Source organism: Shewanella sp. A32, assembly GCF_029167175.1.
In the GTDB taxonomy this organism is placed as follows: Bacteria; Pseudomonadota; Gammaproteobacteria; order Enterobacterales; family Shewanellaceae; genus Shewanella; species Shewanella yunxiaonensis.
The window spans coordinates 91,393-114,866 of the sequence record NZ_JARFTS010000011.1 but is presented as its reverse complement, the minus strand read 5'-3'; the positions used below and the strand labels follow the sequence as shown (position 1 = coordinate 114,866).

The 23,474-nt window shown below is 49.7% G+C and carries 24 protein-coding genes and 1 tRNA gene; 12 read left to right on the top strand and 13 right to left on the bottom strand.

The window, feature by feature from the left end; genetic code table 11:
• The 5 genes from PY479_RS10345 to PY479_RS10325 form a co-directional block, all read right to left on the bottom strand.
• Nucleotides 1-806 (bottom strand): heavy metal-binding domain-containing protein (locus PY479_RS10345; protein WP_275483690.1); only part of this gene is annotated, 806 nt, incomplete at its 3' end.
• 27 nt (nucleotides 807-833) lie between these two features.
• Nucleotides 834-1,178: a heavy metal-binding domain-containing protein gene (locus PY479_RS10340; RefSeq protein ID WP_212594987.1), complete on the bottom strand. Its 345-nt coding sequence runs from the start codon at nucleotides 1,176-1,178 to the stop codon at nucleotides 834-836.
• 109 nt (nucleotides 1,179-1,287) lie between these two features.
• Complete coding sequence (locus PY479_RS10335; RefSeq protein WP_275483689.1) at nucleotides 1,288-1,716, bottom strand: hypothetical protein; 429 nt, start codon at nucleotides 1,714-1,716, stop codon at nucleotides 1,288-1,290.
• Between the two features lie 381 nt (nucleotides 1,717-2,097).
• Complete coding sequence (locus PY479_RS10330; RefSeq protein ID WP_275483688.1) at nucleotides 2,098-2,298, bottom strand: hypothetical protein; 201 nt, start codon at nucleotides 2,296-2,298, stop codon at nucleotides 2,098-2,100.
• 77 nt (nucleotides 2,299-2,375) lie between these two features.
• Nucleotides 2,376-2,735 carry a hypothetical protein gene (locus PY479_RS10325; RefSeq protein ID WP_275483687.1) on the bottom strand — a complete coding sequence of 120 codons (360 nt, stop codon included), beginning with the start codon at nucleotides 2,733-2,735 and terminating at the stop codon, nucleotides 2,376-2,378.
• 337 nt (nucleotides 2,736-3,072) lie between these two features.
• On the opposite strand from PY479_RS10325, the gene PY479_RS10320 reads away from it, so the two are divergent.
• Entirely contained in the window at nucleotides 3,073-3,636 is a 564-nt protein-coding gene (locus tag PY479_RS10320) for a NapC/NirT family cytochrome c (RefSeq protein ID WP_212594990.1), read from the top strand.
• Nucleotides 3,637-3,801: 165 nt separating this feature from the next.
• Complete coding sequence (locus PY479_RS10315; RefSeq protein WP_275483696.1) at nucleotides 3,802-6,153, top strand: Tex family protein; 2,352 nt, start codon at nucleotides 3,802-3,804, stop codon at nucleotides 6,151-6,153.
• Nucleotides 6,154-6,200: 47 nt separating this feature from the next.
• Here the strand turns inward: PY479_RS10315 and PY479_RS10310 are convergent, their stop codons facing one another.
• Nucleotides 6,201-6,701, bottom strand: coding sequence for a hypothetical protein (locus tag PY479_RS10310; protein WP_275483686.1), 501 nt, complete (start codon nucleotides 6,699-6,701; stop codon nucleotides 6,201-6,203).
• Nucleotides 6,702-6,738: 37 nt separating this feature from the next.
• On the bottom strand, nucleotides 6,739-7,524 hold the full coding sequence (gene bioH / locus PY479_RS10305) for a pimeloyl-ACP methyl ester esterase BioH (protein ID WP_275483685.1): 786 nt from the start codon (nucleotides 7,522-7,524) through the stop codon (nucleotides 6,739-6,741).
• Nucleotides 7,525-7,548: 24 nt separating this feature from the next.
• On the opposite strand from bioH, the gene PY479_RS10300 reads away from it, so the two are divergent.
• The gene (locus PY479_RS10300; protein ID WP_275483684.1) at nucleotides 7,549-8,280 is read left to right on the top strand and encodes a double zinc ribbon domain-containing protein; all 732 of its coding nucleotides are present in this window, start codon (nucleotides 7,549-7,551) and stop codon (nucleotides 8,278-8,280) included.
• 142 nt (nucleotides 8,281-8,422) lie between these two features.
• Nucleotides 8,423-9,001 carry a Fe-S biogenesis protein NfuA gene (gene nfuA, locus PY479_RS10295; protein WP_212594993.1) on the top strand — a complete coding sequence of 193 codons (579 nt, stop codon included), beginning with the start codon at nucleotides 8,423-8,425 and terminating at the stop codon, nucleotides 8,999-9,001.
• A 72-nt stretch (nucleotides 9,002-9,073) separates the two neighbouring features.
• Here the strand turns inward: nfuA and PY479_RS10290 are convergent, their stop codons facing one another.
• A complete protein-coding gene (locus PY479_RS10290) occupies nucleotides 9,074-10,429 on the bottom strand; it encodes an MATE family efflux transporter (RefSeq protein ID WP_275483683.1) in 1,356 nt (451 codons plus the stop codon).
• A gap of 59 nt (nucleotides 10,430-10,488) precedes the next feature.
• On the opposite strand from PY479_RS10290, the gene PY479_RS10285 reads away from it, so the two are divergent.
• The 4 genes from PY479_RS10285 to PY479_RS10270 all read left to right on the top strand — a co-directional run bounded on the left by PY479_RS10285 (nucleotide 10,489) and on the right by PY479_RS10270 (nucleotide 14,837).
• Nucleotides 10,489-11,505, top strand: coding sequence for a polysaccharide deacetylase family protein (locus PY479_RS10285; protein WP_275483695.1), 1,017 nt, complete (start codon nucleotides 10,489-10,491; stop codon nucleotides 11,503-11,505).
• A gap of 203 nt (nucleotides 11,506-11,708) precedes the next feature.
• Complete coding sequence (locus PY479_RS10280) at nucleotides 11,709-12,434, top strand: glycosyltransferase family 2 protein (RefSeq protein WP_275483682.1); 726 nt, start codon at nucleotides 11,709-11,711, stop codon at nucleotides 12,432-12,434.
• The gene (locus PY479_RS10275; RefSeq protein ID WP_275483681.1) at nucleotides 12,418-13,119 is read left to right on the top strand and encodes a VTT domain-containing protein; all 702 of its coding nucleotides are present in this window, start codon (nucleotides 12,418-12,420) and stop codon (nucleotides 13,117-13,119) included. The genes PY479_RS10280 and PY479_RS10275 overlap by 17 nt, the downstream gene beginning before the upstream one ends.
• Nucleotides 13,116-14,837, top strand: a complete 1,722-nt coding sequence (locus PY479_RS10270) for a glycosyltransferase family 39 protein (RefSeq protein WP_275483680.1) — start codon at nucleotides 13,116-13,118, stop codon at nucleotides 14,835-14,837. Before PY479_RS10275 ends, PY479_RS10270 begins: the two co-directional genes overlap by 4 nt.
• Nucleotides 14,838-14,929: 92 nt before the next feature.
• Here PY479_RS10270 and PY479_RS10265 read toward each other — a convergent pair whose 3' ends face one another.
• Nucleotides 14,930-15,415, bottom strand: a complete 486-nt coding sequence (locus PY479_RS10265; protein WP_212594998.1) for a SulA-like leucine-rich domain-containing protein — start codon at nucleotides 15,413-15,415, stop codon at nucleotides 14,930-14,932.
• Nucleotides 15,412-16,032 (bottom strand): transcriptional repressor LexA, encoded by a 621-nt coding sequence (gene lexA / locus PY479_RS10260; protein WP_275483679.1) that lies wholly within the window; start codon nucleotides 16,030-16,032, stop codon nucleotides 15,412-15,414. Before lexA ends, PY479_RS10265 begins: the two co-directional genes overlap by 4 nt.
• Nucleotides 16,033-16,183: 151 nt before the next feature.
• On the opposite strand from lexA, the gene plsB reads away from it, so the two are divergent.
• The 4 genes from plsB to PY479_RS10240 all read left to right on the top strand — a co-directional run bounded on the left by plsB (nucleotide 16,184) and on the right by PY479_RS10240 (nucleotide 20,904).
• A complete protein-coding gene (gene plsB / locus PY479_RS10255) occupies nucleotides 16,184-18,604 on the top strand; it encodes a glycerol-3-phosphate 1-O-acyltransferase PlsB (RefSeq protein ID WP_212595000.1) in 2,421 nt (806 codons plus the stop codon).
• The gene (mtr, locus tag PY479_RS10250) at nucleotides 18,604-19,851 is read left to right on the top strand and encodes a tryptophan permease (protein WP_212595001.1); all 1,248 of its coding nucleotides are present in this window, start codon (nucleotides 18,604-18,606) and stop codon (nucleotides 19,849-19,851) included. Before plsB ends, mtr begins: the two co-directional genes overlap by 1 nt.
• A gap of 113 nt (nucleotides 19,852-19,964) precedes the next feature.
• Nucleotides 19,965-20,038: transfer RNA gene (locus tag PY479_RS10245), tRNA-Gly, on the top strand.
• A gap of 92 nt (nucleotides 20,039-20,130) precedes the next feature.
• Nucleotides 20,131-20,904: a VOC family protein gene (locus tag PY479_RS10240; protein WP_275483678.1), complete on the top strand. Its 774-nt coding sequence runs from the start codon at nucleotides 20,131-20,133 to the stop codon at nucleotides 20,902-20,904.
• Here the strand turns inward: PY479_RS10240 and PY479_RS10235 are convergent.
• The 3 genes from PY479_RS10235 to PY479_RS10225 all read right to left on the bottom strand — a co-directional run bounded on the left by PY479_RS10235 (nucleotide 20,901) and on the right by PY479_RS10225 (nucleotide 23,446).
• Complete coding sequence (locus PY479_RS10235; RefSeq protein ID WP_275483677.1) at nucleotides 20,901-21,917, bottom strand: ribonuclease T; 1,017 nt, start codon at nucleotides 21,915-21,917, stop codon at nucleotides 20,901-20,903. The genes PY479_RS10240 and PY479_RS10235 overlap by 4 nt on opposite strands.
• Before the next feature lie 220 nt (nucleotides 21,918-22,137).
• Nucleotides 22,138-22,632 (bottom strand): transcription elongation factor GreB, encoded by a 495-nt coding sequence (gene greB, locus PY479_RS10230; RefSeq protein WP_275483676.1) that lies wholly within the window; start codon nucleotides 22,630-22,632, stop codon nucleotides 22,138-22,140.
• A gap of 34 nt (nucleotides 22,633-22,666) precedes the next feature.
• Entirely contained in the window at nucleotides 22,667-23,446 is a 780-nt protein-coding gene (locus PY479_RS10225) for a TOBE domain-containing protein (protein ID WP_212595005.1), read from the bottom strand.
• Nucleotides 23,447-23,474 lie beyond the last annotated feature (28 nt).

Genomic DNA, 23,474 nt, shown 5'->3' with positions numbered 1-23,474 from the left:
GTATCGACAAAGCGCCACATGGTTTGTCGGGTGGCTTTGGCGACTTTGAGTGCCAGCGCTTGCTGCATCTGGCCGGAGACGTTGACTTGAACCGTATCCTGATGTCCCCCCATCTCCACTTTTTCTAGGGTCATGCCGCAGATAGGACAGGTTCCGGGGGTATCACTGACAATCTGTGGATGCATCGGGCAGACATATTTAATGGTGCCACCGTGAGAGGGCTGCGCTTTGTCGACACTACTGAAGACCTTTTGCACATTGGCCGCTTGTTTGGCAGTTGTTGGCTTTACGGACATATCCATCGTCGCAGTTTTATCCTTGCCCTGTGACATGTCCATCTGCATCTTGGCATGATCATCGGGATCTGCTGGGGCCGAGGTCTGTGGTTGTGCCATGTCCATTTGAGGTTTGGCATCTGCATCAGCGTCCTTTTCGACCAGAAACATACCGCAAATCGGACAGCGTCCCGGCTCATGACTCACGATTTGTGGGTGCATGGGACAGACATAGGTTTTCTGGTGCTCTGCTGTAGTTGTAGCACTCGGCTTGGCCGGTGATTGTTTGGGTTCAGTTGCTTCGTCCTTTACCAGAAACATGCCGCATATAGGACAGCGCCCCGGTTTGTCGCTGCGTTCTTGCGGATGCATTGGGCAATAATATGCTCCCTGAGCAGCCGTCGTTGTCTGGTGCTGGTGATCTTGGTGCTCATCGGTAACCGCCAGGGCTTGTAGACTCCACTGTGACCCCGTGGCCAGCGCCAGACTGAGGACGCAAGCCAGGTTTCGACGTGTTTGTTTAGTACTCATATGCCTCATCTCCACCTGCGCCTAAATTTATTGTTGCTGCATGTGCATCGCGTGCATAGCACTGTCACCCTGCGATTGTGCTGGCACCAGCTTCATACCACATTTCGGGCAGCTGTCGCCTTTATGTCCAGTCACTTCTGGATGCATTGGGCAGTGATACACCACAGCATCAGCTTTGGCTTTCACTAGCTTCATGCCACATTTCGGGCAGGAATCGCCTTTGTGTCCGGTCACTTCCGGATGCATTGGGCAGTGATAAACCTCGGCTGTGTCAGCAGCTTTAGTTTGTTGAACGGCTTCACCAGCGTAACTGTAGCTGGTTAGGCCAAGACTTAACATTAGGGCAAAAAACAGGGTAAAAAGGATTTTCATAAGTCACTCCATAGCGGGCAAGACTGAGATCGCTAAGACATCAGTAACAGACCCAAAAATTAATTCAGCTTGTGTTTAGTAGATTTCGGGCACAGGTGTGCCGTAGCAGTTATGCAATGGGGGGTTTTAAGCTGGGATTAACGTCAACAGAGTGGAAATGAGGCATAGGGGTTGCAACGGCAACTTCAGGCTGCTTGGCTGTCGGCCAGGAAACGGCTGCCAGAAGAGTACCTGTCACGGATATCACTAAACAATGACCACCTTTACAGAGTCCCTTGCCGTCACAGCAGTGATGGGTTGCAGTGTCGGGAAGCACTTGTGCAACATGGTGCCCATCACAACAGTCGGGAGTCATAGTCTTTTGAGTGTGACAATCCATTGAAGCAGCCATTGGCTGGCTACTTGTCGCCGACATCATAATTGTGGGTTCTGTAGCATTAGCAGATGGAATCATCCAATGGTCATTAGATAGCAACCCCTGCCCGATAAACGCGAGCATGGTGAGTATCAATCCCATATGACGACGCAGCCGTTGCATAAGATGTCCCAAAATAATGATCGCCTAAATTTTAACACGTCCTAAACAGACTAACTTGATTAAATTCACAATTATCTGAATCTATTCTAAAACTTCAGGCAATCTCAACGCCTATCCTCATGGTTCCTCAATAATTGACCTTGAGTGGTCAGCTAGTCGGCGATAATGCCAGCTTCGCGTTGTGGCGATAAATTGTTGATATTGTTATTGATATCGATGGCGTTAACGAATGGTCGTCGCAGGTAGGCTTTTGTTGTCGCTGCATCATTCAGGTGGGTAAGTTTAGTGAGACCTGCTTTTTGATCCCCAACGTTTACCTGTAAATGCAGCGGTTCTGACGTTACCCAAGTGCTGGCGTCATCTGCGCTGTAACGAAATAAATTACGGTACCACCAGGAGATGCGAACCTTTGGTCAGTTGTAGCCTGTCGCTGTGGTTTGTATTGGGGTGACCATCAACGCCGTCAAGTTGTAAAACCTCGGGCCATGAGAGTTGTGCCGCTTGCAGTTGTGTGGCGATAAATACGGTTGATGTCGCGAGGAAGGCGGCGACAGTCACTGTTAAGGAGACTTTCGTAAACATAGTCATTACTCCAAAATATCGGTAACCAAAATAAGATGTGATGAAGTCGTTTAGACTTAGATACGCGTTATTGATGATTACAGCGAATCTGGAGGCGGAGTTTTTAGGCCGTTGATAACGGTTTGCACACTCCAGCTATTATGGGAAATGGCTTGAGTAGCCGTATCATCTAGCGTCGCTAAGCCAATGGGGAGTGGTGCCGATATCAAATTAGCACAGTGAGTCACACAGGTTCCTGCCGGGCTACAGTTGGCTGTAACGGCACTGCATTGCCGGCCGTGCATTTGTCCCTGACAGCAATGCTTCATTGTCTGCGGTTCAACTAACATTTGGGCAAATGCGTGCTGAGCCACTGGCATCGCCACCGCTTGTCGCGGCGAAAGCGCCTGACTGAACAGCATCATCAGTACAGTGATGGTTAACAGCAAATTTCGCATTATTGGCATGATGTCAGTATGACAAACCTGTTATTAAGAGGCGTTGTATCGGAAAAAGTTGCATTGAAGAAAAAACCTTAACCGGGATTAAATTGAGCAGGATCAAGGAATAATTTTGCGATTAAGCCATTTGCGCAGAATTGCCAAAATAAAAAAATAGTGGGCAGCAATAGATGCGCTAAATTAGCTAAGTTGATTAAGCAGAGTTAGACCTCCGTCGCATTTTAGCTTATTAAGGTCAGATTAATTAAATAAAGTTGGTTTATAATCCGTTTCGGAAAAAGGTATTGTTAAATACTAAAAAAAGAAATTGCATATTCCATATTGGAGAAGAGTGATGAATTGGCGTGCACTATTCAAACCCAGCGCAAAGTATTCCATCGTTTCACTGTTGATTGTCGGTGTAGTGATCGGTGTCATTGGTTACTTTGCCACACAGCAGACATTACATTTTACTAGCTCAGATGCTTTCTGTATGAGCTGCCACAGCCACCATTCTATTCAGAAAGAGTTGATGGCATCGCCTCACGGCAGCAACCCTCAGGGTATCACCGTGACCTGTGAAGATTGTCACTTGCCACATAACCCTATCAAATACCTGATGAAAAAGATCGTGGTATCTAAGGATCTGTATGGCTTCCTGACTATCGATGGTTTTAATACTCAGGCATGGTTGGACGCAAACCGTAAAGAACAGGCAGATAAAGCTCTGGCTGACTTCCGCGCCAATGATTCTGAAAACTGTCAGCACTGCCATACTCGTATTTTCGAAAATCAGCCTGAATCTATGAAGAAGATTGCGGTAACCATGCACAGCATGAACTTCAAGAAAGATCCGGATAAGCGTAAAACTTGTGTGGATTGCCACAAGGGTGTAGCGCATTTCTATCCAAAGGGCTAAGTAATCGTCGCTCTTCATTGAAAGCCGGTGCAGCGCACCGGCTTTTTTTATGTCGTTATCGACTAAAAGCCAACACCTTGTAGGCTAACAGGTCATAAACCTTTATGGCGCTCTGTGGTATTGTTGGCGCATTTAACGCTAGTGAACAAACTGATTGTTGGATTTATGCACAATATTGCTCAAATCATCGCTCAGGAACTGGATGTTCGTGAGCAACAGGTAGCAGCAACCATAACGCTGCTGGATGAAGGTTCTACGGTGCCATTTATTGCCCGTTACCGTAAGGAAGTTACCGGAGGCCTGGACGATACCCAGTTGCGTACCCTTTATAGCCGCCTCGGTTATTTGCGGGAACTGAATGAGCGCCGCGAAGTCATTCTGAAGTCAATTAGCGAGCAGGGCAAGATGACGCCGGAATTGGAAAAAGCGTTGCATGACGCGGATACCAAAACTCGCCTCGAAGATCTTTACCTGCCCTTTAAGCCTAAACGCCGAACCAAAGGACAGATTGCGATTGAAGCCGGTATTGAACCGCTGGCTGAGCAATTGTTTGCGGCTGTGGGGGATAACCATCTCGACCCAGAGCAATTAAGCAGCGCATACCTTAATGCTGACGCTGGCTTTTCTGACGAGAAGGCGGTACTGGATGGTGCCCGCTATATCCTGATGGAACGTTTTGCAGAAGATGCAGATCTACTCGCGAAAGTAAGACGCTATTTGACAGAAAATGCGTTGCTGGAAAGTAAAGTGATCAGCGGTAAGGAGCAGGAAGGGGCTAAATTCCGCGATTATTTTGAACATAGCGAACCCGTCAGTCAGGTGCCCTCACATCGCGCGCTGGCGATGCTACGCGGTCGCAATGAAGGTGTGCTCAGTTTGGCACTAAATGCTGATCCCGGCACTGAGGCTAAAGAAGGCAGTTACTGTGAGCAGATAATTGCCGCGCATCTGGGTTGGCAATTATCTGACTGCGCGGTTGATCGTTGGTTACGAACTGTAGTGACTGCAACCTGGCGCATTAAAATTGCACTGCAGATGGAAACCGAATTTATCGCGCAGATGCGTGAAGCTGCGGAAACGGAAGCTATCAAAGTGTTCGCCCGTAATCTTGGCGATTTGTTGATGGCAGCGCCGGCAGGTGCCAAAGCGACAATGGGATTAGATCCCGGTTTGCGTACCGGTGTGAAAGTGGCTGTAGTGAACGATACCGGTAAGCTGGTGGCTCACACCACCATTTTCCCACATGCGCCACAAAACCAGTGGGACAAGTCGGTAAGAACCTTGGCAACGCTGGCTAACATGCATCAGGTGGAGTTGATCGCTATCGGTAATGGCACTGCTTCTCGGGAAACGGATAAATTGGCGGCAGATGTTATCGCCGCAGTTAAAGAACAGCGCCCACATCTGACCAAAGTGGTGGTGAGTGAAGCCGGGGCTTCGGTGTATTCAGCTTCCGAATTTGCGGCCAATGAATTCCCGGATTTAGACGTGTCACTGCGGGGCGCGGTGTCTATTGCCCGCCGTTTGCAGGACCCGCTTGCCGAACTGGTAAAAATTGAACCCAAATCAATTGGGGTGGGTCAGTATCAGCATGATGTCAGCCAAAGTCAGTTGTCCACGTCACTGGAAGCGGTGGTAGAAGACTGTGTAAACAGTGTCGGTGTAGACGTGAATATGGCGTCGGTTCCATTATTGAGCCAGGTGGCAGGACTTAACCGCACATTGGCAAAAAATATCGTCGATTATCGCGATGAAAATGGCCGCTTCAATAATCGTAAAGCGTTACTTAACGTGCCTCGCCTTGGGCCGAAAGCGTTCGAGCAGGCGGCTGGCTTCTTGCGTATTCATGGTGGCGATAATCCATTGGATGAGTCCGCTGTGCATCCTGAAGCCTATATGCTGGTGGAAAATATCTCGCAAGCCAAAAGCACGCCATTAGCAGCGATCATCGGTAACTCCGCACTGCTAGCCAGTCTGAACCCACAGGATTTCACGACTGCAGATTTTGGGCTGCCAACGGTTACCGATATCCTCAAAGAGCTGGATAAACCGGGTCGTGACCCGCGCGGAGAATTTAAAACCGCGAGCTTTAAAGATGGTGTTGAAGCTATCACCGATCTAAATCCAGAAATGGTGCTGGAAGGGGTTGTCACCAATGTGACTAACTTTGGTGCGTTTGTGGATATCGGGGTGCATCAGGATGGACTGGTACATATCTCGTCGCTCACGGATAAATTTGTGAGCGATCCACACACAGTTGTGAAAGCCGGTGATGTGGTCAAAGTGAAGGTGCTGGAAGTAGACGTACCGCGCAAACGCATTAGTCTTACCATGCGCCTCGATGAGAAGGCCGAACCTAAAGTGGTGCAGCCAAAAGCCAATTCGCAGCCGCCCGTGCATAAACCTGCCGCGAAAGCCAATAAGGCTCCTGCACATAAAGCACAGGAAAAAGCTAAGCCGTTAAATGCGGCGATGGGAAACGCTTTTGCTGAGGCATTTGCCAAACTTAAAAAATAGTTCAGCAACCCAAAGCCGAAGTAAATACTTCGGCTTTTTGACCGCTGTCATGCCAATGCCTCTAAACTTGCGGTAGTCAATGGCGAGGTTTGCTGTTGGTAATATTCCGCAATACGGTTACCCAACGCCCGGTAAAAATCGTCAGATTCATCGGGCATTGGATGTTCACTACTGTCTGATGTAGCGGTTTGGCGGTTGTTCAGCGGCGTTGGGTCTACCCGATTACGGATATCTTTGCGATCCAATGCCGGTTTGATAAAGACCGCCGCTAATAGAGATTTCCCCTGCTGCTTTTGTTGCTGGGAACTCTGCTGCTGTTGCTGATTTGATTGTTGCTGTTCATGTACCAGCGTTGCTTGCTTGGCATTTTGTTGCGCGGCATCTGCTGTTCGTTCATTTTGCGCGTTAAAGGCTCTTTCTTCATGGCCTTTAGCGGGCTCTTGTGGCGGGATGACCGGCGGCCGTTGCTGACCCTCAACCCTTGCAGCATCTGTCGCTGGGTTGCTGGTTGCAAGTGGCACTTGTGGATAATTGGAAACAAGTTGCATGGCAAATCCTTTTGGTCATTGCACAAATTGTAAGCAACTATCGGCTGGAATTAAACCCCTTTTCGTACAACCAGCTACGCAAATACTGTAAAAAATCCTCCGGATGGGAAATAAAAGGCGCGTGAGACGACTTGGGTAATATTACGTCTTCGATTTGCGGTGTCACCGGCAACAACGGCACAATTTTTTGCGGTACTAAGCCGTCCAGTCGCCCCCAAACCCTTAACCACGGTAATGTTAAAGAGGATAAGCTGTCACGCAGGTCGACCTGTTTGAGCATAGAAAGCCCCTGAGCGAGGGCGAAAGCGTCGGGCAATGGCTTGGATAGCACCAATTCCTTGAGATGGCGAATATCTTCGCGCGCTGTGTCGCTACCCATCGCCTGGATCGCTAAAAAGCGTTCTACGGTGCGTTGCAGATCCTGCTGCAGTTGCGCTTCAAACTGTTGCAGTACTGAGGGTGCAATGCCTGGCCACGCATTATCGGGACGCGCCATAAAACAGGGTGAAGAGGCTACCGTTACTAGCGCTTTGACTTTGTCTGGCCATCGCTGAGCAACGCGTGTCGCCAATAAGCCACCCAGCGACCAACCGATCCAGATGGCATCGGCGGGCAGTTCGGCAATTAATCTCTCCGCCCAATCATCCAAAGTGCCGAACTGAGGTTGGCTGTCACCAAATCCCGGCAAATCAACACAGTAACTTCTATACTGGGGAAGTTGCGTCACCGTTGGCAGGAACACACTGCCGTTAACTCCCCAACCATGAAGCCATACCAGAGGTTGACCATCACCAGCTATGTGGCAAAACAGGGACGATGTCATTAATCACAGCCTGAATTCAATAAAGTGAACAAATTTAGCCCTTTCCTGGCAGGATGCCGGGCGTTATTAGCCGCCAGTTTACCTAATCGTTGTCTGCTGTGTCATCAGCGGCTGCTGTCTGCAAGCTCCGGTATCTGCGACGTCTGCCTGCAAAGTTGTCTGTATCAGACGCCGGTTTGTCTGGGCTGTGGTCTGCCATTAACAACCCCCTGCCGCTACTGTGGCAGTTGTCTGTCCACACAGCCAATACCGGTGGTGGCTCCTGCGAGCTATCACTCATTGTTGGGACCGTTAATTCCACAAATCAAATATCACGCTCAGTTCGCCGCATTGCCACCGTTGGTGAAGGCACTGGCAGACCGTGTAACACAAGCGCTAAGCGATGAGTTGATCATCTTGCCGCAAGTGCTAGTGCCTGTGCCACTGCATCCGCATCGGTTACGTCAGCGTGGCTTTAATCAGGCCACCGTGATTGCCAAATTATTGGGACAGTACTTACAGTTGCCAGTGGACGAACAACTTGTGCAGCGGCAAACTGAAACATTACCGCAAGCCGGGTTGGACGGGCAGGCGCGCCGAAGCAATTTGCAGGGAGCGTTCCTGGTGACACAGGCGGTGTCGTGGCAGCGGATTGCGCTGATCGATGATGTGGTCACTACCGGAACCACAATCAATGAACTTGCACGTTCACTTTCACCTTGGACCCCTGATTTGCAGGTCTGGTGTCTGGCGCGAGCAGAAGCCCCGGGAATGTGATCCAGATGCCAAGATAATTTAAACCGCCACCTTAAAAACTTAACCTGTAGATGGGGGGACTACAAAGCTGGCTTCATCAGGAGTATCATAAGCCTAATTCTTACCAATTCACTCAGGTTTATCCTGACGGAGCAGGTTTTTCATGATTAGCATTTCTGAATCAGCACAGGCCCACTTTGTCAAACTGCTGGCCGATCAGCCGGAAGGCACTAACATCCGTGTATTTGTTATCAGTCCTGGTACCCCACAGGCCGAGTGTGGCGTTTCATACTGCCCGCCAGATGCCATTGAAAGCGATGATATTGAACTGGAGTTCAATGGCTTCAACGCAATGGTTGATGAAAAAAGCGCTCCATTTCTGGAAGATGCCAGCATCGATCTGGTAACTGATCAGTTGGGTTCACAGTTAACCCTGAAAGCCCCTAACGCTAAAATGCGTAAAGTCGCTGATGATGCGCCGCTGCGGGAGCGGGTGGAGTATCTAATCCAGTCAGAAATCAATCCACAACTGGCCAGTCATGGTGGTCATATTATGCTGGTGGAAATCACTGATGACGGGATTGCGGTATTGCAGTTCGGCGGTGGTTGTAACGGTTGTTCCATGGTCGACGTCACGCTGAAAGATGGCATCGAAACTCAGATGCTGGAGCGTTTCCCTGGTGAACTGACTGGCGTGCAGGACGTGACTGAACATCAGCACGGCTCTCATTCCTATCAGTAACATGCTGCCGAATAAAAATGGCGCCCAAGGGCGCCATTTTTATTCGGCCAGGCTGTGGTTACGCGGGATAATCTAGGATCGCTGCCTGACGAGCTTACCACTGATAAAGTGGTCGCGGTTGACCCAATAATGACCACCGAGTGTCAGTGTGCGCGCCAACATAAATCCGCTAAGTGCAGCCCATAAACCATGATTGCCCCAGTGTTGTAATAACCACCAAATCGGTAAAAATACTCCGAGCGATGCCGTTAACATACTGTTGCGCATTACCGCGCCTTTAGCGGCACCAATATAGACGCCATCAAACAGATAACAGCCAAATGCCAACAACGGCATAAATGTCAGCCAGGGCAGGTAGCTATCCGCAGTGTCGCGTACACTGGCAATATTGGTAAGTAAGGCGACCAGTTGCACCCCGCCGACCATAAACACTAAGCAAAAGCCACAGGCAACCACCAGTGACCAGCCAAATGCGAGTGATACCGCGGCTTTCACCTCATCGTCTCGGCCTTTACCACTCGCCTGACCGACTTCGGCCTCGGCGTAATATGCTATACCGTCAAGGGCGTATGCGATCAGCAACAGTAAATTCAGCAACACTGCGTTAGCGGCGACGATTTCATCACTGATCCCCGCCCCCTTGAAGGTCATAAAGGCAAAGGTTCCCTGGAGACAGAGACTACGAATGAAAATGTCCCGATTAAGTCTTAATAGCTGGGCGAATCCCTGAAGATTAAGCCGTTCCAAAATTGAGGTTAGCGCGATAGATGGCATCTGCTTCAATTCGCAGATCACCACATAAACTGCCACGCCACAGGCGAGCAGATCCGATGCTACCGATGCCAATGCGGCCCCAGCGACGCCCAGATTGAGTCCGAGTACCAGGAATAAGTCCAGCAAAATATTCGCGAGGTTAGCAATGATAAGTTGCCACATCGCCGCCTTGGGTCGCTGCCGCCCTAGCAGCCAGCCGAGTAACACAAGGTTGAGTAAGGCAAATGGTGCGGACCAGATGCGGATCAGAAAATAGCTCTTGGCATAGCTGGCGACTTCTGGACTGGCATTATTCAGGTAATCAGCCAAGGCCCAGATAGGATTTTGTAGCACCAACAGTAGCATCCCTAACCCCAACGCCAGCAGTCCGGACTGCAATAACACTAGCTGCTGTTTACTGCTATCACCGGCACCAAAGGCGTGAGCCGTCAGGCCAGTGGTTGCCATGCGGAGAAATGCCAATAACCAGAACAGCAATGTTATAATGGTCGACCCTAATGCCACGCCGCCAAGAAACCAGGCATCACTCAGATGACCGATAACGGCAGTATCTACCAGTCCCAGTAGTGGCACGGTAATGTTGGACAAAATCATTGGCACAGCCAGCGCCAACAAGCGTCGGTTTTTTTGTCGATCAAACAGGCTGAACAGCATAATTCCCCGGAGGTTGGTAAATGTTAAGTGGTAAACGTGTGTTAGTTGCTTTGGCGCTAATGCTTGCCGCACCCTTGTGTCAGGCGGTGGTCATTCTACAGTACCATCATGTTTCAGAAACCACACCTAAAGTCACCAGCGTGACTCCGGCGCAATTCAAACAGCAGATGCAGTATCTGGCAGAGAATGGATTCAAGGTTGTACCGTTAACAACGGTTGTTGACACCATTAAAAAAGGTGAGGATTTGCCGGTCAAAACCGTGGCCATTACCTTCGACGATGGTTATCGGAGTATTTTTGAAACCGCGCGTCCAATCCTTAAATCTTATGGATTTCCTTATACTTTGTTTGTGTCGATAGCACCCACCGCAAAAGGTTACCGTGAAATGATGAGCTGGCAACAATTGCAGCAACTCGCGAAAGAGGGGGTAACCATTGCTAACCATAGCTATGGTCATGAACATCTTATTCGTAAACTCCCCGGTGAAACCGAGTCGCAGTGGCTCGCCCGAGTGAAGCAAAATATTCTTGATACTGAAGCTGAGTTGAAAGCCAGAACCGGGCAGGATGTCAAAATGCTGGCCTATCCCTACGGTGAGTACAATACCGCATTGCAACAACTGTTGACCCAATTAGGCTATGTTGGCTTTGGTCAGCAATCCGGTGCAGCGGGCCCTTATTCAGAGTTGACCGCGTTACCAAGATTTCCCGCCGCGGGAGTCTATGCCGAAATGAATACGCTAAAGGTTAAACTGCTTGCACGCAATATGCCGGTGGTCAGCAGTTCTCCAACCAATCCAGAACTGGCCGCGGGTCAATGGCAACCGCAATTGCGTGTAACCTTAAAACTCGATGATATCAATCCATCGCAGATGTTATGTTATTTGCCGGGGCAGCCCGCTACTGCACCGCAATGGTTAACCAACGATACCTTTATGATCCAGGCACAGAACCCTCTGCCAGCAGGTCGCTCGCGTTATAACTGTACCGTACCCAGCAAGCAGGGGAGCGGTTATTACTGGTTTTCGCAAGCGTGGGTCCGGCCGGATGATCGGGGACAGTGGTTAGCGGAATAACCAGATTGCAATTACCTGATTGTTATTAATGACCCAATTATCGGGAAAGCGTCATAAAACGGCGATAGGATGGCGGCTTAAGACTTGCTCCAACGTGCGGGTTTTAGGCATCATATGCAGATCATAATATTTCGCTAATAATTGGCCATTATGCTGAGCGGCGAAATGTCAGAGACCTATTGTTAAGGTTCGGGAGTATATCGTTGATTTCTGTAGTAATACCTGCCAAAGATGAAGCTGGCAACATCGGTCCGCTAATGGATGAAATATGTCAATCACTGAATGGTCTGTGCGATTTTGAAATTCTGGTGGTCGATGATGGCAGCAGTGACGGTACTGCTCAGGAAGTTATCGACACCGCGAATAAAAATCATTGCAGTGCCAAGGCGATTGTTCATAACCGTAGTACCGGACAGAGTACCGCTGTCGCTACCGGGGTTCGCCAGGCATCTGGGAAGTATATTGTGACGCTGGATGCCGATGGCCAAAATGATCCCGCTGATATCCCGGCGATGCTGAAATTGACCGAAAATATTACTGCTGAACATTTTTGTATCGCTGGCTATCGTAAAAACCGCAAAGATACTGCCTGGAAACGCTTCCAATCTCGATTTGCTAACAAAGTTCGCGATGCCATGTTGCACGACGGGGTGCCAGACACCGGTTGTGGTCTGAAACTGTTTCCGCGCGAGACTTTTTTAAGGTTGCCATATTTTAATCACATGCACCGTTATATTCCTGCATTGGTAAGACGTCTTGGTGGCGAAGTCTATATCTCGGTAGTGCATCATCGTGATCGTGGCGTCGGTGTTTCCAAGTACACCGCCTGGAATAGAATGTGGGTTGGCATTGTCGACATTCTGGGGGTGATGTGGCTTATCCGCAGAGCAAAAATAGCAGAGATTAAACGCATTGATAGCACCCAATAATGGACTCAAGCGGCTGGCTAAGGCCGGTGTCGTCGTTATCATTTTATTGTTACTGACCTGGGCGGTAAAAGAAGGGTGGTTTGAACACCTGACCGATAGTAACTGGGTCGCACGCTTTGTGAAAACTAATGGGCTTTACGGCTGGGGTATTCTATTACTCGCCGGCGGCTTTTTCACCGCAGTTGGCGGCCCACGTCAGGTCATTGCCTTTGTCTTTGGCTTTGCCATCGGAGGCTGGCAAGGCGCGCTATATTCCACGTTAGCGGCTTTGCTGGGATGTGCCATCAGTTTCTATGTGGCACGACTGACCTTCCGCAGTAGTCTGCAACGTCGTTTTGGTCGCAGACTGCAAAAGTTTGAAAATCTGGTGATCCGCAATACCTGGCTCAAAGTCTTGATGATCCGCTTGTTACCGGTCGGCAGCAATTTGTTGACTAACCTGTTCGCGGGAGCTACCCACGTACCCGCCAGAGGCTTTATGGTTGGCAGTACCATCGGCTATTTACCGCAGATGCTGATTTTTTCCTTTGCAGGTGCCGGGTTGGGGTTATCGGATCATATTCAACTAAGCATCAGCATCGTGCTGTTTTTAGTGTCCAGTATTATCGGCGCCTATCTATATCGCAGTCGTTTACAACATCAGGTAGACGAGCTGATTACCGAAGATAAAGAGACTGTTAAATGAATTTCCTGTTCAAACCGTTTGACTCAGACGACTATCGCCGAGTGTTCTGGGCCCTGTTCTGGCTGACCCTCGTGGTCATGCTGATCGGTGTCGGTCTGCGCTCTCCTTGGCCAGCTGATGAACCGAGATTCGTAGAAGCAGCCCGTGAAATGGTGGCTAATGGCCAGTGGCTGTTTCCCAGTCGCGGTGGTGAATTTTATCCGGACAAACCACCGGTATTCATGTGGGCCATTGCGCTTTGTTATCTGATTTTAGGAAACCTCAAATTAGCTTTCCTGTTACCCAACGCATTTTGTGGCTTACTGACCGTGATGCTGGTGTATGACCTTGGTGCCAAATTGTGGAATGTTCGCACCGGACGCAACGCTGCATTGTTGCTGTTATTGGTACCACAGTTTCTGGTGCAAGTGAAAAGTGCCCAGATAGATGCCATGGTGATGTGTTGGATTACCGTAGGTTGTTACGGACTGATCCGTCACTTTATGCTTGGTCCGAATTGGCGGTGGTATTTTGTTTCTTGGGCGTTTATGGGCCTTGGCGTCATCACCAAAGGGGTTGGCTTTCTGCCATTATTGATGTTGTTGCCTTTAGGGTTCTATGCTTGGCGCCAACAACTTTATCGCCCTAGTTGGAAGTGGCGGGCGGCATTAGGGCCTTTGGTCATGTTGGCTGTTATTGCTGCTTGGTTGGTGCCAATGGTGTTGACGGTGTTACACAATGGCTCGCCGGAATACACCGCTTACATGAACAATATTCTGTTTAAGCAAACCGGTCATCGTTACGCTAATGCCTGGCACCATATTAAACCGTGGTATTTCTTTATTGTCAGTGTGATCCCTTGGTTATGGTTTCCGCTGCCATTTCTCGCGGTCGCGCACTGGAAGACGTTTGTTGCAAAAATAAAGGCTGATCCGCAGATTGTCATTCTGTTGGCTTGGGTAGCGCTGGTCGTGCTGTTTTTTAGTATCAGTCCAGGTAAACGTAACCTTTATATTTTACCGGCACTACCTATCGCCTCTCTGGCCGTTGCTGCTGCATTGCAAGGTGTGGGACAAAGACGCTGGTTTGAATGGCTAGTGACCGGACTGCTGTGGCTGGTCAGTGGGTTAACCCTGGCACTGGGCGTGATGGCCGTGATGGAAATGCCCTGGCTGCTGAACAAATTGGATGAGTACACTGACAACCTAGCGGCGTTTGGTTACTTCCTCATAGTGATGGCCGTGCTATGGTTGGTGATACTGGGATGGGCACGCCGTTCATTTTCCCTAATCCGCGCCGGAGCCATGACATTTGTTGGTTGGATGTTGTTTGCTACCTGGGGTTATCAGCTATTAGATTCAGTTCGTACACCCAAAGCGGTGTTGCAGCATACGGCTGAAGTCATAGGTAACGACGCCCAACTCGGTTTGCTCCATTTTAAAGAGCAGTTCATTTTGTTTTCACCGCTCGACATTACGCATTTCAGTTATCTGGCACCGCTATCTGAGCAAGAACGTAACGCCTGGCGTTGGATGCAACAGGGTGATAAACGTTATTTGCTGCTACCTGGTGATGACAAATTGCAGTGTTTTGATATGTCGAAAGGGCAAAATATGGGCACAGCTCATCGTATCGATTGGTACTTGTTGGGCGCGGACGCGTTGCTGCCGACATGTCCTGAACCTGAGCGCGTTGAGATTTATCATACTGAGCGTCCGGGAAAATGGATGGCAGAATAAGTGGACTATCAGTGAGATGACAGGCAATAAAAAACCGCAGTGACATCTGCGGTTTTTTATTGCTGTATGAGGAATCAAATTAATAGGTGCGGTTAATGCACGGCCTGCAATCGGGGAAGTGGAGTTGCATTATCCGCACAGGAACTGGTTTCTAGCACAATTCCCATGGCCCGTGCACTTTTGGCAACAAGCTGCAATCGACGTTTATCTTTGTGATCCAGCTGTTCGACCCAACTGATCACCGCACTGGAAGTGCCGCTGGTCAGTGCTTTTTCTGTGGCCCACAAGGCTTCAACTTCGTCGCGGGCGCGAACCTGCAATACGCGATCCATCCTCACTCCAGCCCGCGCGAGCAGTTCTTTGTAACCTATGGCATTCTCAGGATTAATCAGCACAATCCAGCGGCCCTGCTGACTTAATTGTGCCAATTGTGCACTCAGCTGCTGTAATTCCTGACGTCCATGACTGCGTGTCGTTAAATTGGCAATCCCCATTTGCTGCCAGGCGCTATCAGTCGGATAAATCGCTTCCTGCCATAACCCCGGATGTCTGGGGGCGTTACCCATCACAATGCTCATAGCCAGTCTCCATTACGAATTACGCCTACGGCCAGACCTTCAATGGTCAGTGGCTGACAGGTGAGGTCCACTCTAATCGGTTGATAATCATCATTTTCAGGATGTAGTAAAACGATGTTGCCTTTCTTTTCAAACCGCTTAACGGTGACATCATCTTCAACGCGGGCAACCACAACTTGTCCATTACGCGCTTCTTGCACTTTGTGCACGGCAAGCAGATCGCCTTCAAGAATGCCGATGTTTTTCATACTGTCACCGCGTACGCGTAACAGAAAATCGGCACTGGGATGAAACATGGCCGGATCCACCTGGTAATATTGCTCTACGTGTTGCTGCGCCAGAATAGGTTCACCAGCGGCTACCTGGCCAATTAGCGGCAAGCCGGTTTCTTCTTGAGCGGTTTCATCTATAGGTAATCGGATACCGCGGGAGGTACCCGGCATGATTTCAATACACCCCTTTTTTGCCAGTGCTTTAAGGTGTTCTTCTGCCGCGTTTGCGCTTTTAAAGCCTAAACGACTGGCAATTTCGGCCCGTGTTGGCGGCATACCGGTCTCGGCAATATTGTGCTTAATCAGCTCCAGTATTTGCGCTTGTCGTGGTGTCAGTGGTCTCATATTGATTCCTGTTTTTTCATACAGTAACTGTTAGTATATACAGTATTTTTGATAGCGCAAGTATTAACCAGTTATCAGACTGTTGGCTAAGCCTTAGCGTATTCTGGTATTCTACGGGGTCATTGACCGAGGTTTAGATTCTAACAACACGATGTCCAAACAAGACTCAATCTGGCGCACATCGCTGCGTTGGCTGCAGCGGCAGCTGGTGCACACAGTGGTTGTGCCGCAGGATCCATTCACTGACTTGAATCTGGATCCATCAAAACCAATGGCGTATGTGGTGAAAACCGAATCCCTCAGTGATATTGCTGCATTAGCAGATGTCACCGATAAGCTGGGATTGCCAAGTCCGTACGCTCCTCTCGTGGTGGGTGATGAACACTTGCCACGTGTGGTTTGCCTGGAAGGGGCTAAACCGCTGTTCGGGAGCCGCAAAGGTATACTGCCGTTTCTTAACAGCTTTACCCAACTGTTAAATCTGCATAAATCTGACCGTTCACTGGATATCCAGCTGGTGCCGGTAAGCCTTTATTGGGGACGTACCCCTGGCAAAGAAGACGACTCGATGCGCGCTGCGGTATTTGAGCGGGAGAACCCTACCTGGCTGCGTAAGTTTCTGATGATCCTTTTTCTTGGCCGTGACAACTTTGTGCAGTTTTCCAATGCGGTGTCATTGCGCTTCATGGCGGATGAACATGGCACCGACCAAGCGATTGCACATAAATTATCGCGGGTGGCTCGGGTACATTTCCGCCGTCAGCGTAAAGTGATGACCGGTCCGGTATTGCCCAATCGGCAGGCACTGTTTGCCGACCTGCTGCAGTCAGAAAATCTGATCAAGGCAATCAAAGAGGAAGCGGACAGCAAGAAGAGCACCGAAATAGAAGCGCGTTCTCAGGCCGAAGCTTATCTGGACGAAATCGCCGCTGACTATTCTGATAGTCTCATTCGCGTCTCCAAACGACTACTCACGCTGTTGTGGCACAAGCTCTATCGCGGGATTTCTATTCGAGGCGCGGAGCATGTGCGGCAACTGCATCATGATGGCCATGAAATTGTCTATGTACCGTGCCATCGTAGCCACATGGATTATCTGTTGCTGTCTTACTTGCTGTATTTCGAAGGCATGGTGCCACCGCATATTGCCGCAGGGATTAACCTCAATTTTTGGCCGGCCGGGCCGTTATTCCGACGGGGTGGGGCATTCTTCATTCGGCGGAGTTTCAATGGCAATAAGCTCTATACCGCCGTATTTAAAGAATATCTCGATCAACTGTTTGCTAAGGGCTACTCGGTAGAGTATTTCACCGAAGGTGGCCGTTCCCGCACTGGCAGATTGCTGTCACCTAAAACCGGGATGCTGGCGATGACGGTCAATTCTGTACTGCGTGGCATTGATCGGCCTGTAACCTTAGTCCCGGTTTATCTGGGCTATGACCATGTGATGGAAGTGGCGACCTATCTGAAAGAGCTTAGCGGACGGAAGAAGCAAAAAGAGTCAGTATGGCAGGTCCTCGGTGCTGTGCGTAAATTAGGTAACTTTGGCCGGGTATATGTGAACTTTGGCGAACCGATTAACCTGCAAAGCTTTTTAACCGCTGCGGCTCCTGATTGGCGTGATGAAATGTCCGCTGAGCCGGATCAAAAGCCCGTATGGCTGACCCCGATGGTGAATAATCTTGCCAGTCGAGTGATGACACATATCAACGATGCGGCTGCGGCCACGTCGGTTGCCCTGATTAGTCTGGTGTTGTTGTCCACCAAGCAACATGCCTTAGCGCGTAAGACGTTAGAAGCGCAACTGGATTTCTATTTGGATCTGCTGCAGCAGGTGCCTTATACCAGTTATGGTTCGGTGGCCGAAGGCGATGGTCATGAATTATTGCGCCAGGGCATAGAGCTGAATAAATTTTGTGTAGATAATGATGGACTTGGTGATATTGTTTCGATTGACGAAAAAGTCGCAATTACCATGACTTATTATCGCAACAACGTGCTGCATTTGTTTGCGATCCCGGCATTGGTTGCCAGCTGTTTGCTGCGTGCAGAACTGAGCAGTCGGGAACAGCTACGGGACGTTTTGCCGAAGTTTTTCGCGTTACTGCAGGCGGAACTGTTCATGGGACAAAAGGCGTTGCCGCATTATATCGATGCGATATTACAACGTTTTGAAGCAGCCGGTTACCTGACACCGGGGACGTTAAAGGTAACCGAAAGCGGTATTAACACCTTAGGCTTGCTTGCCGAGACAATGGGCGAGACCTTACAGCGTTATGCCATTATTTTTAATTTATTATCGGCGCATCCGGAAATTGAGCGGGGCGATTTGGAAAGCGAGAGTCATCTGCTAGCCAGTCGTTTGGGGGCTTTGCACGGTATCACTGCGCCAGAGTTTTACGATAAGAAGCTTTATGCCATGCTCAGCATCCGTTTGAAGGAGCTGGGGTATTTATGCGGCTCTGACAACCAGCAGGCAATCCACCAGATGCGGGATTACACCAATCTGCTGTTGCGGCCAGAGATCCGTAAAACCATTGAGGATAGTATCCAGATAAGACAGGAGTCTTGATGAACACTCAGGATGTCAGCGCCAAAGCCCCCTCCCTGCTTGGCGGTGCAATGATTATTGCGGGTACCACTGTCGGTGCCGGCATGTTTTCTCTGCCAGTGGTTGGCGCCGGTATGTGGTTTGGTTATTCGGTCGTCATGTTGCTGGTGGTGTGGTTCTGCATGTTAATGTCCGGGCTGTTACTGCTGGAAACTAACCTGCATTTTGAACCCGGCGCCAGCTTTGACACCCTGACCCGCAAGACCCTCGGACAGTTCTGGCGGGTCCTGAATGGGGCCTCCATTGCCTTTGTGCTATACATCCTGACTTATGCCTATATCAGCGGCGGCGGTTCTATCGTCAATCACTATCTCGCCGGCTCTGGGGTGAGTCTGCCGCAGAGCGCCGCAGCGCTGATGTTTGCGCTGGTGTTGTCGGTAATTGTATTTATCAGTACCAAAGCCGTTGATCGCGTGACCTCCATTATGATCGGCGGCATGGTGATTAGTTTCCTGTTGGCGATTGGTCATCTATTTTCCGGGGTAGACAGTGTGAAATTGTGGCAGCCTGACGGACCACAACACTTTACACCTTACCTGTGGGCAGCCATTCCGTTCGGGCTGGCAAGCTTCGGTTATCACGGCAACGTCCCATCTTTGGTGAAGTATTACGGCCATCGTCCAGCATTGATCGTTAAGGCACTGTTTATCGGGACCTTCATCGCCTTGGTTATCTATCTTGGGTGGCTGGTGGCGACCATGGGGAACCTGCAACGTAGTGCTTTTTCGGCAATTATTGAGCAGGGTGGCAACATGGGCGTACTGGTGGCGGCATTGAGTAAAACTATGCCCTCCGGAATGCTGGATACCATGTTGACCTTATTCGCAAACCTGGCGGTTGCATCGTCTTTCCTAGGAGTAACGCTGGGCTTGTTCGATTATGTGGCAGATCTGTTTGGCTTCGATGATAGCCGCATTGGTCGGATTAAAACCGCGTTGGTCACCTTTATTCCCCCAACAGTTATGGGGGTGTTGTTTCCGAACGGCTTCCTGATCGCAATCGGTTTCGCAGCGCTCGCGGCCACTATCTGGGCTGTGATAGTGCCAGCGCTGATGGCTTACCGTTCTCGGCAGATGTTTGCCGAAGCTAAACGTTTCCAGGTACCTGGTGGCACCGCGTTAATTGTGGTAATCGTCGCGTTTGGCGTATTAACCGCAGCATGTCATCTGTTGGTGATGGCGGATATTTTGCCGCAATTTCGCGGATAACGCGGATAATTTGAGCGGTTGTCGGTACGGCTTGTCAGTGTGATGGCAAGCCGCTTGACTTTGTGCTTAAAGTCAGTAATTTATGGTGCCACTGCGATGCAGTCACGTCATTTGCGGGTGTAGTTCAATGGTAGAACGGCAGCTTCCCAAGCTGCATACGAGGGTTCGATTCCCTTCACCCGCTCCAATCGATTTCTCTTGATATTTCCTCACTCATGCGTGCGTTAGCGCTATCTTCTGCTTTAATAAAAATGCGACTCAGCCAAGCAGGATTGCGTTATGAAGATTGCACATTATGAACAGGGATACCCCTGCTGGAGTGAACTGGCCAGTACCCAGTACGAGCAAGCTAAGGTGTTTTACCAGCGTCTCTTTAATTGGCAGTATCAGGATATGCCATTACCGCAAGGGGCATATGCTATTGCCAGTCTGCATGGTGAGGATGTCGGTGCTATTTATCAACAACAAGCGCAGCAAAACATGCCGAGCCAATGGATCGCCTATTTCGCCGTAGATAGTGTGGATGCAACGATAACGGCGGTACATGCGGCTGGTGGTCAGTTATTACTGGGACCACATCAAGTGGGGGACGCGGGGCGCATGGCGATGTTTACCGATCCAGACGGCGCCAAATTTGCGGTATGGCAGGCCAACAATCATCCTGGCGCAGGACGCTTTGATGAAACCAACAGTTTGTGTTGGGTCGAGTTGGTGTGCAAAAATCCAAAGACTGCCCGTGATTTTTATCCGCAGATTTTTGGCTGGCTGCCGCGTATCAGTAGCAATCCTGATTTTGACTATACCGAGTGGCAGTTGGCCGATGTGAGCCTAGGCGGTATGATGCAAATGCCGCGGGAATGGGGGGCGATGGCGCCTTATTGGATGCTGTATTTTGCGGTTGACGATTGTGATGCCACTGTGGAAGTCGCATCGGAGATGGGAGGCACGATATTGGTGCCTCCCAATGACATCCCGGAGGTGGGGCGATTCGCTGTGCTCAACGACCCAAGCGGCGCAACTTTTGCCATTATCCGTTTGTCGCCAGTGCTCTAAGGACGATCGATACGGAATTTCCGGCCACAATTGCCTGGGCGAACTGCTGCAGCTTCAGTCAATAATTGTGCCAGTGGGACGTCATCCGCAATGGTTGCTGGCAGTGAGATGCGGATTTCAGTCAACATCTGGTTATCACATTTCAGTGTCAGCTTATGTTCACTTCCTTCGCCAAAAGCTTGTTTCCAGGCGTTGATAAAATCCTGCTTTTTCACTGTGCCGCCGAGGTGATAACTGATGAAACTGATAAGTGGTGTCGCATCATTGACCTGTTGGGCGAGCTCGGTGGCGAGTTGGAAATAGTGATTGGGCTGTTCATCGCGGCAACTACCGTGTTTCCAATACTCATGTCGTTCCAGACAGCTGCCGTAAGCATAGCTGGGCATCAGCTGTTTTAACGTCGAAGATGTTTTGTCATCGAGAGGCAGTGCTGGATAATCGCAGAAATTTTTCGGTTGCTGTTTGACCGCACCACAATAACCATAGCTGTTGCCACAATTGCTGTTATTGGGCCATAAGCCGTGCAGCGTGAAATGTCCCGCGGCATAACTCTTGCGAGATATCGCTTTGCATTCCGGCTTATTGCTGCCATGTAACTCACAAAAAGCACTTTGCCAGGATAGGGCTAATACCTGACTGTCGAAGTGCTGCTGCAGATTACATTTGTTAGCGACTGGGGCTGCAACAATCGCCGGGGTCTTGAGATGACCGCATTCAGCGGCAATCCAGCGTAAAGGCGCTTGAGGCGACTCGGTTGTTACCCTAAACCAGTGTGGGTTCGGCGTTCCAAGCACTTCTTTAACAATAAACTCTTGTCCAGGCGTACTGAACAGGTTGTTAGGGTTGGTGTGCTTGTTTTTCGATTGATATAACGGACATTTGCGATCGGCGATAAAGCTACCGTCATCGACAGGTGCAGCCAGGCTGTTGTGGCAGATCCCCAGTAACAGCGTGATGCTTAATATGGTTTTAACCTTACCGCTCAGATTAAAACGATATTCAGTGATTGGCATTAGTGAAATCCTGGTTTCAAGTCTTTGATAAAGCCAATTAAAATTATTGATTTCCCTTAGTATTTTGACCGAAAACAGCGGGTACTGATATTACGGCAATGCTCGCAGGTGTTGATTTGATGTCAGGCGCAATTGTTCTACTGCGATAGCCGCTGGCCTAGGGTAATTAACTTAACCCTTGGCGATAATGGCTATCGTTGATTGCGTTGTTAATACGGCATCACTCCTCTTCTGGTTTAAAGGGCTGGTATTGAATTGCATTAACATACCATTCTTTTAGGCCCGATGGCGTCTGAACTCTGACTTCATCATCTACCTGTTTACCAATAAGCGCTCTGGCCATCGGGGAATCGATAGTGATGTAGCCCTTCTTGGTGTCGATCTCGTCTTTGCCAACAATCCGGTACTGCACGACTGTGCCCGCGTCATTCTCCAACTCGACCCAGGCACCAAAAAAGATTTTGCCTTCCTGTTTGGGGGAGTAATCAACGATGGTCAGTTCGTCCAGACGTTTAGCCAGGTAACGTACCCGGCGATCAATTTGTCGCAAAAGACGCTTATTGTAGGTGTAATCGGCGTTCTCTGAGCGATCACCTTGTGCGGCAGCTTCCTGAACTTTTAGCGTAATTTCAGGGCGATACTGTTTCCAGAGATATTTCAGTTCCCGATCCAGCGCTTCCCATCCCTTGCGGGTGATCAGATGTGCATTACTCATTGAGGTTCGTGCTAATCCTGCGATACGTCATGTGTTAATTCATCGTGGCGATAATGGTGTTTTCTGGACTGAAGCCGGCGTAGAAATAATCACCCAGTTGCAGTTCGATGTCTTGTAGTAATTCATTTGCGACTGAAGCATACACCTTTTCGCCATTGCCAATGTCGAGAGTGATTTCACTCTTATCCTGATTGCGTTTGATATTCAGCAATTGTCCCTGCAAACAGTTACCATTTTTCACGGCTTGCTTATGGATTAATACCGTTGGTGCTTTTACCAGTAGTAGTACCTTTTTCCCTGGATGCAATCCCAGTCGATCGGTGCTGGCATGGGTTATCGCGGCGTGTACCTGCTGCCCGCTGCTGAGCTGTACCAACACATTGTCACTTAAGGTGTCACCTTGCAGACCCACGATTTCTCCTGACAATTGATTACGAGCGCTGGTTTTGAGCGAAAAATGTGCCATGAGCTCCAGCAAGTTATCCATGGGGACGGCTTCATCAAGCAAGGCTTCCAGCGCCATATCCTGCATCTGATCCATTAAGTCATACACTTTAAGCAATCGATGGCCGAAAGGGGTCAACTGCGCGCCACCACCGCCTTTGCCGCCTTTTTCACTGCTAACCAGAGGCATATCTGCTTGCAAGTTCATATCGTTCACCGCATCCCAGGCGGCTTTATAACTGATACCGGCTTCACGCGCTCCCTGGCTGATAGAGCCGGTATCGCGGATTTGCTGTAATAACTTAATCCGGCGCGGATTCGCAAACAGCTGCTGTTGATCATTCAGTGTCAGTAGGGCTTTGAGATTCATCTTCTTTTTACCGGCTTGGTGTTGACCG

What these genes read in the sequence shown, in the direction of transcription:
- PY479_RS10340 (WP_212594987.1), bottom strand. Translation starts at nt 1,178, where the DNA reads ATGAAAATCCTTTTTACCCTGTTTTTTGCCCTAATGTTAAGTCTTGGC.
- nfuA (WP_212594993.1), top strand. Translation starts at nt 8,423, where the DNA reads ATGATTAGCATTTCTGAATCAGCACAGGCCCACTTTGTCAAACTGCTG.
- PY479_RS10310 (WP_275483686.1), bottom strand. Translation starts at nt 6,701, where the DNA reads ATGCAACTTGTTTCCAATTATCCACAAGTGCCACTTGCAACCAGCAAC.
- PY479_RS10315 (WP_275483696.1), top strand. Translation starts at nt 3,802, where the DNA reads ATGCACAATATTGCTCAAATCATCGCTCAGGAACTGGATGTTCGTGAG.
- PY479_RS10335 (WP_275483689.1), bottom strand. Translation starts at nt 1,716, where the DNA reads ATGCAACGGCTGCGTCGTCATATGGGATTGATACTCACCATGCTCGCG.
- PY479_RS10325 (WP_275483687.1), bottom strand. Translation starts at nt 2,735, where the DNA reads ATGCGAAATTTGCTGTTAACCATCACTGTACTGATGATGCTGTTCAGT.
- PY479_RS10265 (WP_212594998.1), bottom strand. Translation starts at nt 15,415, where the DNA reads ATGAGCATTGTGATGGGTAACGCCCCCAGACATCCGGGGTTATGGCAG.
- PY479_RS10235 (WP_275483677.1), bottom strand. Translation starts at nt 21,917, where the DNA reads ATGCCAATCACTGAATATCGTTTTAATCTGAGCGGTAAGGTTAAAACC.
- PY479_RS10270 (WP_275483680.1), top strand. Translation starts at nt 13,116, where the DNA reads ATGAATTTCCTGTTCAAACCGTTTGACTCAGACGACTATCGCCGAGTG.
- mtr (WP_212595001.1), top strand. Translation starts at nt 18,604, where the DNA reads ATGAACACTCAGGATGTCAGCGCCAAAGCCCCCTCCCTGCTTGGCGGT.
- greB (WP_275483676.1), bottom strand. Translation starts at nt 22,632, where the DNA reads ATGAGTAATGCACATCTGATCACCCGCAAGGGATGGGAAGCGCTGGAT.
- plsB (WP_212595000.1), top strand. Translation starts at nt 16,184, where the DNA reads ATGTCCAAACAAGACTCAATCTGGCGCACATCGCTGCGTTGGCTGCAG.
- PY479_RS10290 (WP_275483683.1), bottom strand. Translation starts at nt 10,429, where the DNA reads ATGCTGTTCAGCCTGTTTGATCGACAAAAAAACCGACGCTTGTTGGCG.
- PY479_RS10330 (WP_275483688.1), bottom strand. Translation starts at nt 2,298, where the DNA reads ATGTTTACGAAAGTCTCCTTAACAGTGACTGTCGCCGCCTTCCTCGCG.
- bioH (WP_275483685.1), bottom strand. Translation starts at nt 7,524, where the DNA reads ATGACATCGTCCCTGTTTTGCCACATAGCTGGTGATGGTCAACCTCTG.
- PY479_RS10225 (WP_212595005.1), bottom strand. Translation starts at nt 23,446, where the DNA reads ATGAATCTCAAAGCCCTACTGACACTGAATGATCAACAGCAGCTGTTT.
- PY479_RS10320 (WP_212594990.1), top strand. Translation starts at nt 3,073, where the DNA reads ATGAATTGGCGTGCACTATTCAAACCCAGCGCAAAGTATTCCATCGTT.
- lexA (WP_275483679.1), bottom strand. Translation starts at nt 16,032, where the DNA reads ATGAGACCACTGACACCACGACAAGCGCAAATACTGGAGCTGATTAAG.
- PY479_RS10285 (WP_275483695.1), top strand. Translation starts at nt 10,489, where the DNA reads ATGCTTGCCGCACCCTTGTGTCAGGCGGTGGTCATTCTACAGTACCAT.
- PY479_RS10240 (WP_275483678.1), top strand. Translation starts at nt 20,131, where the DNA reads ATGAAGATTGCACATTATGAACAGGGATACCCCTGCTGGAGTGAACTG.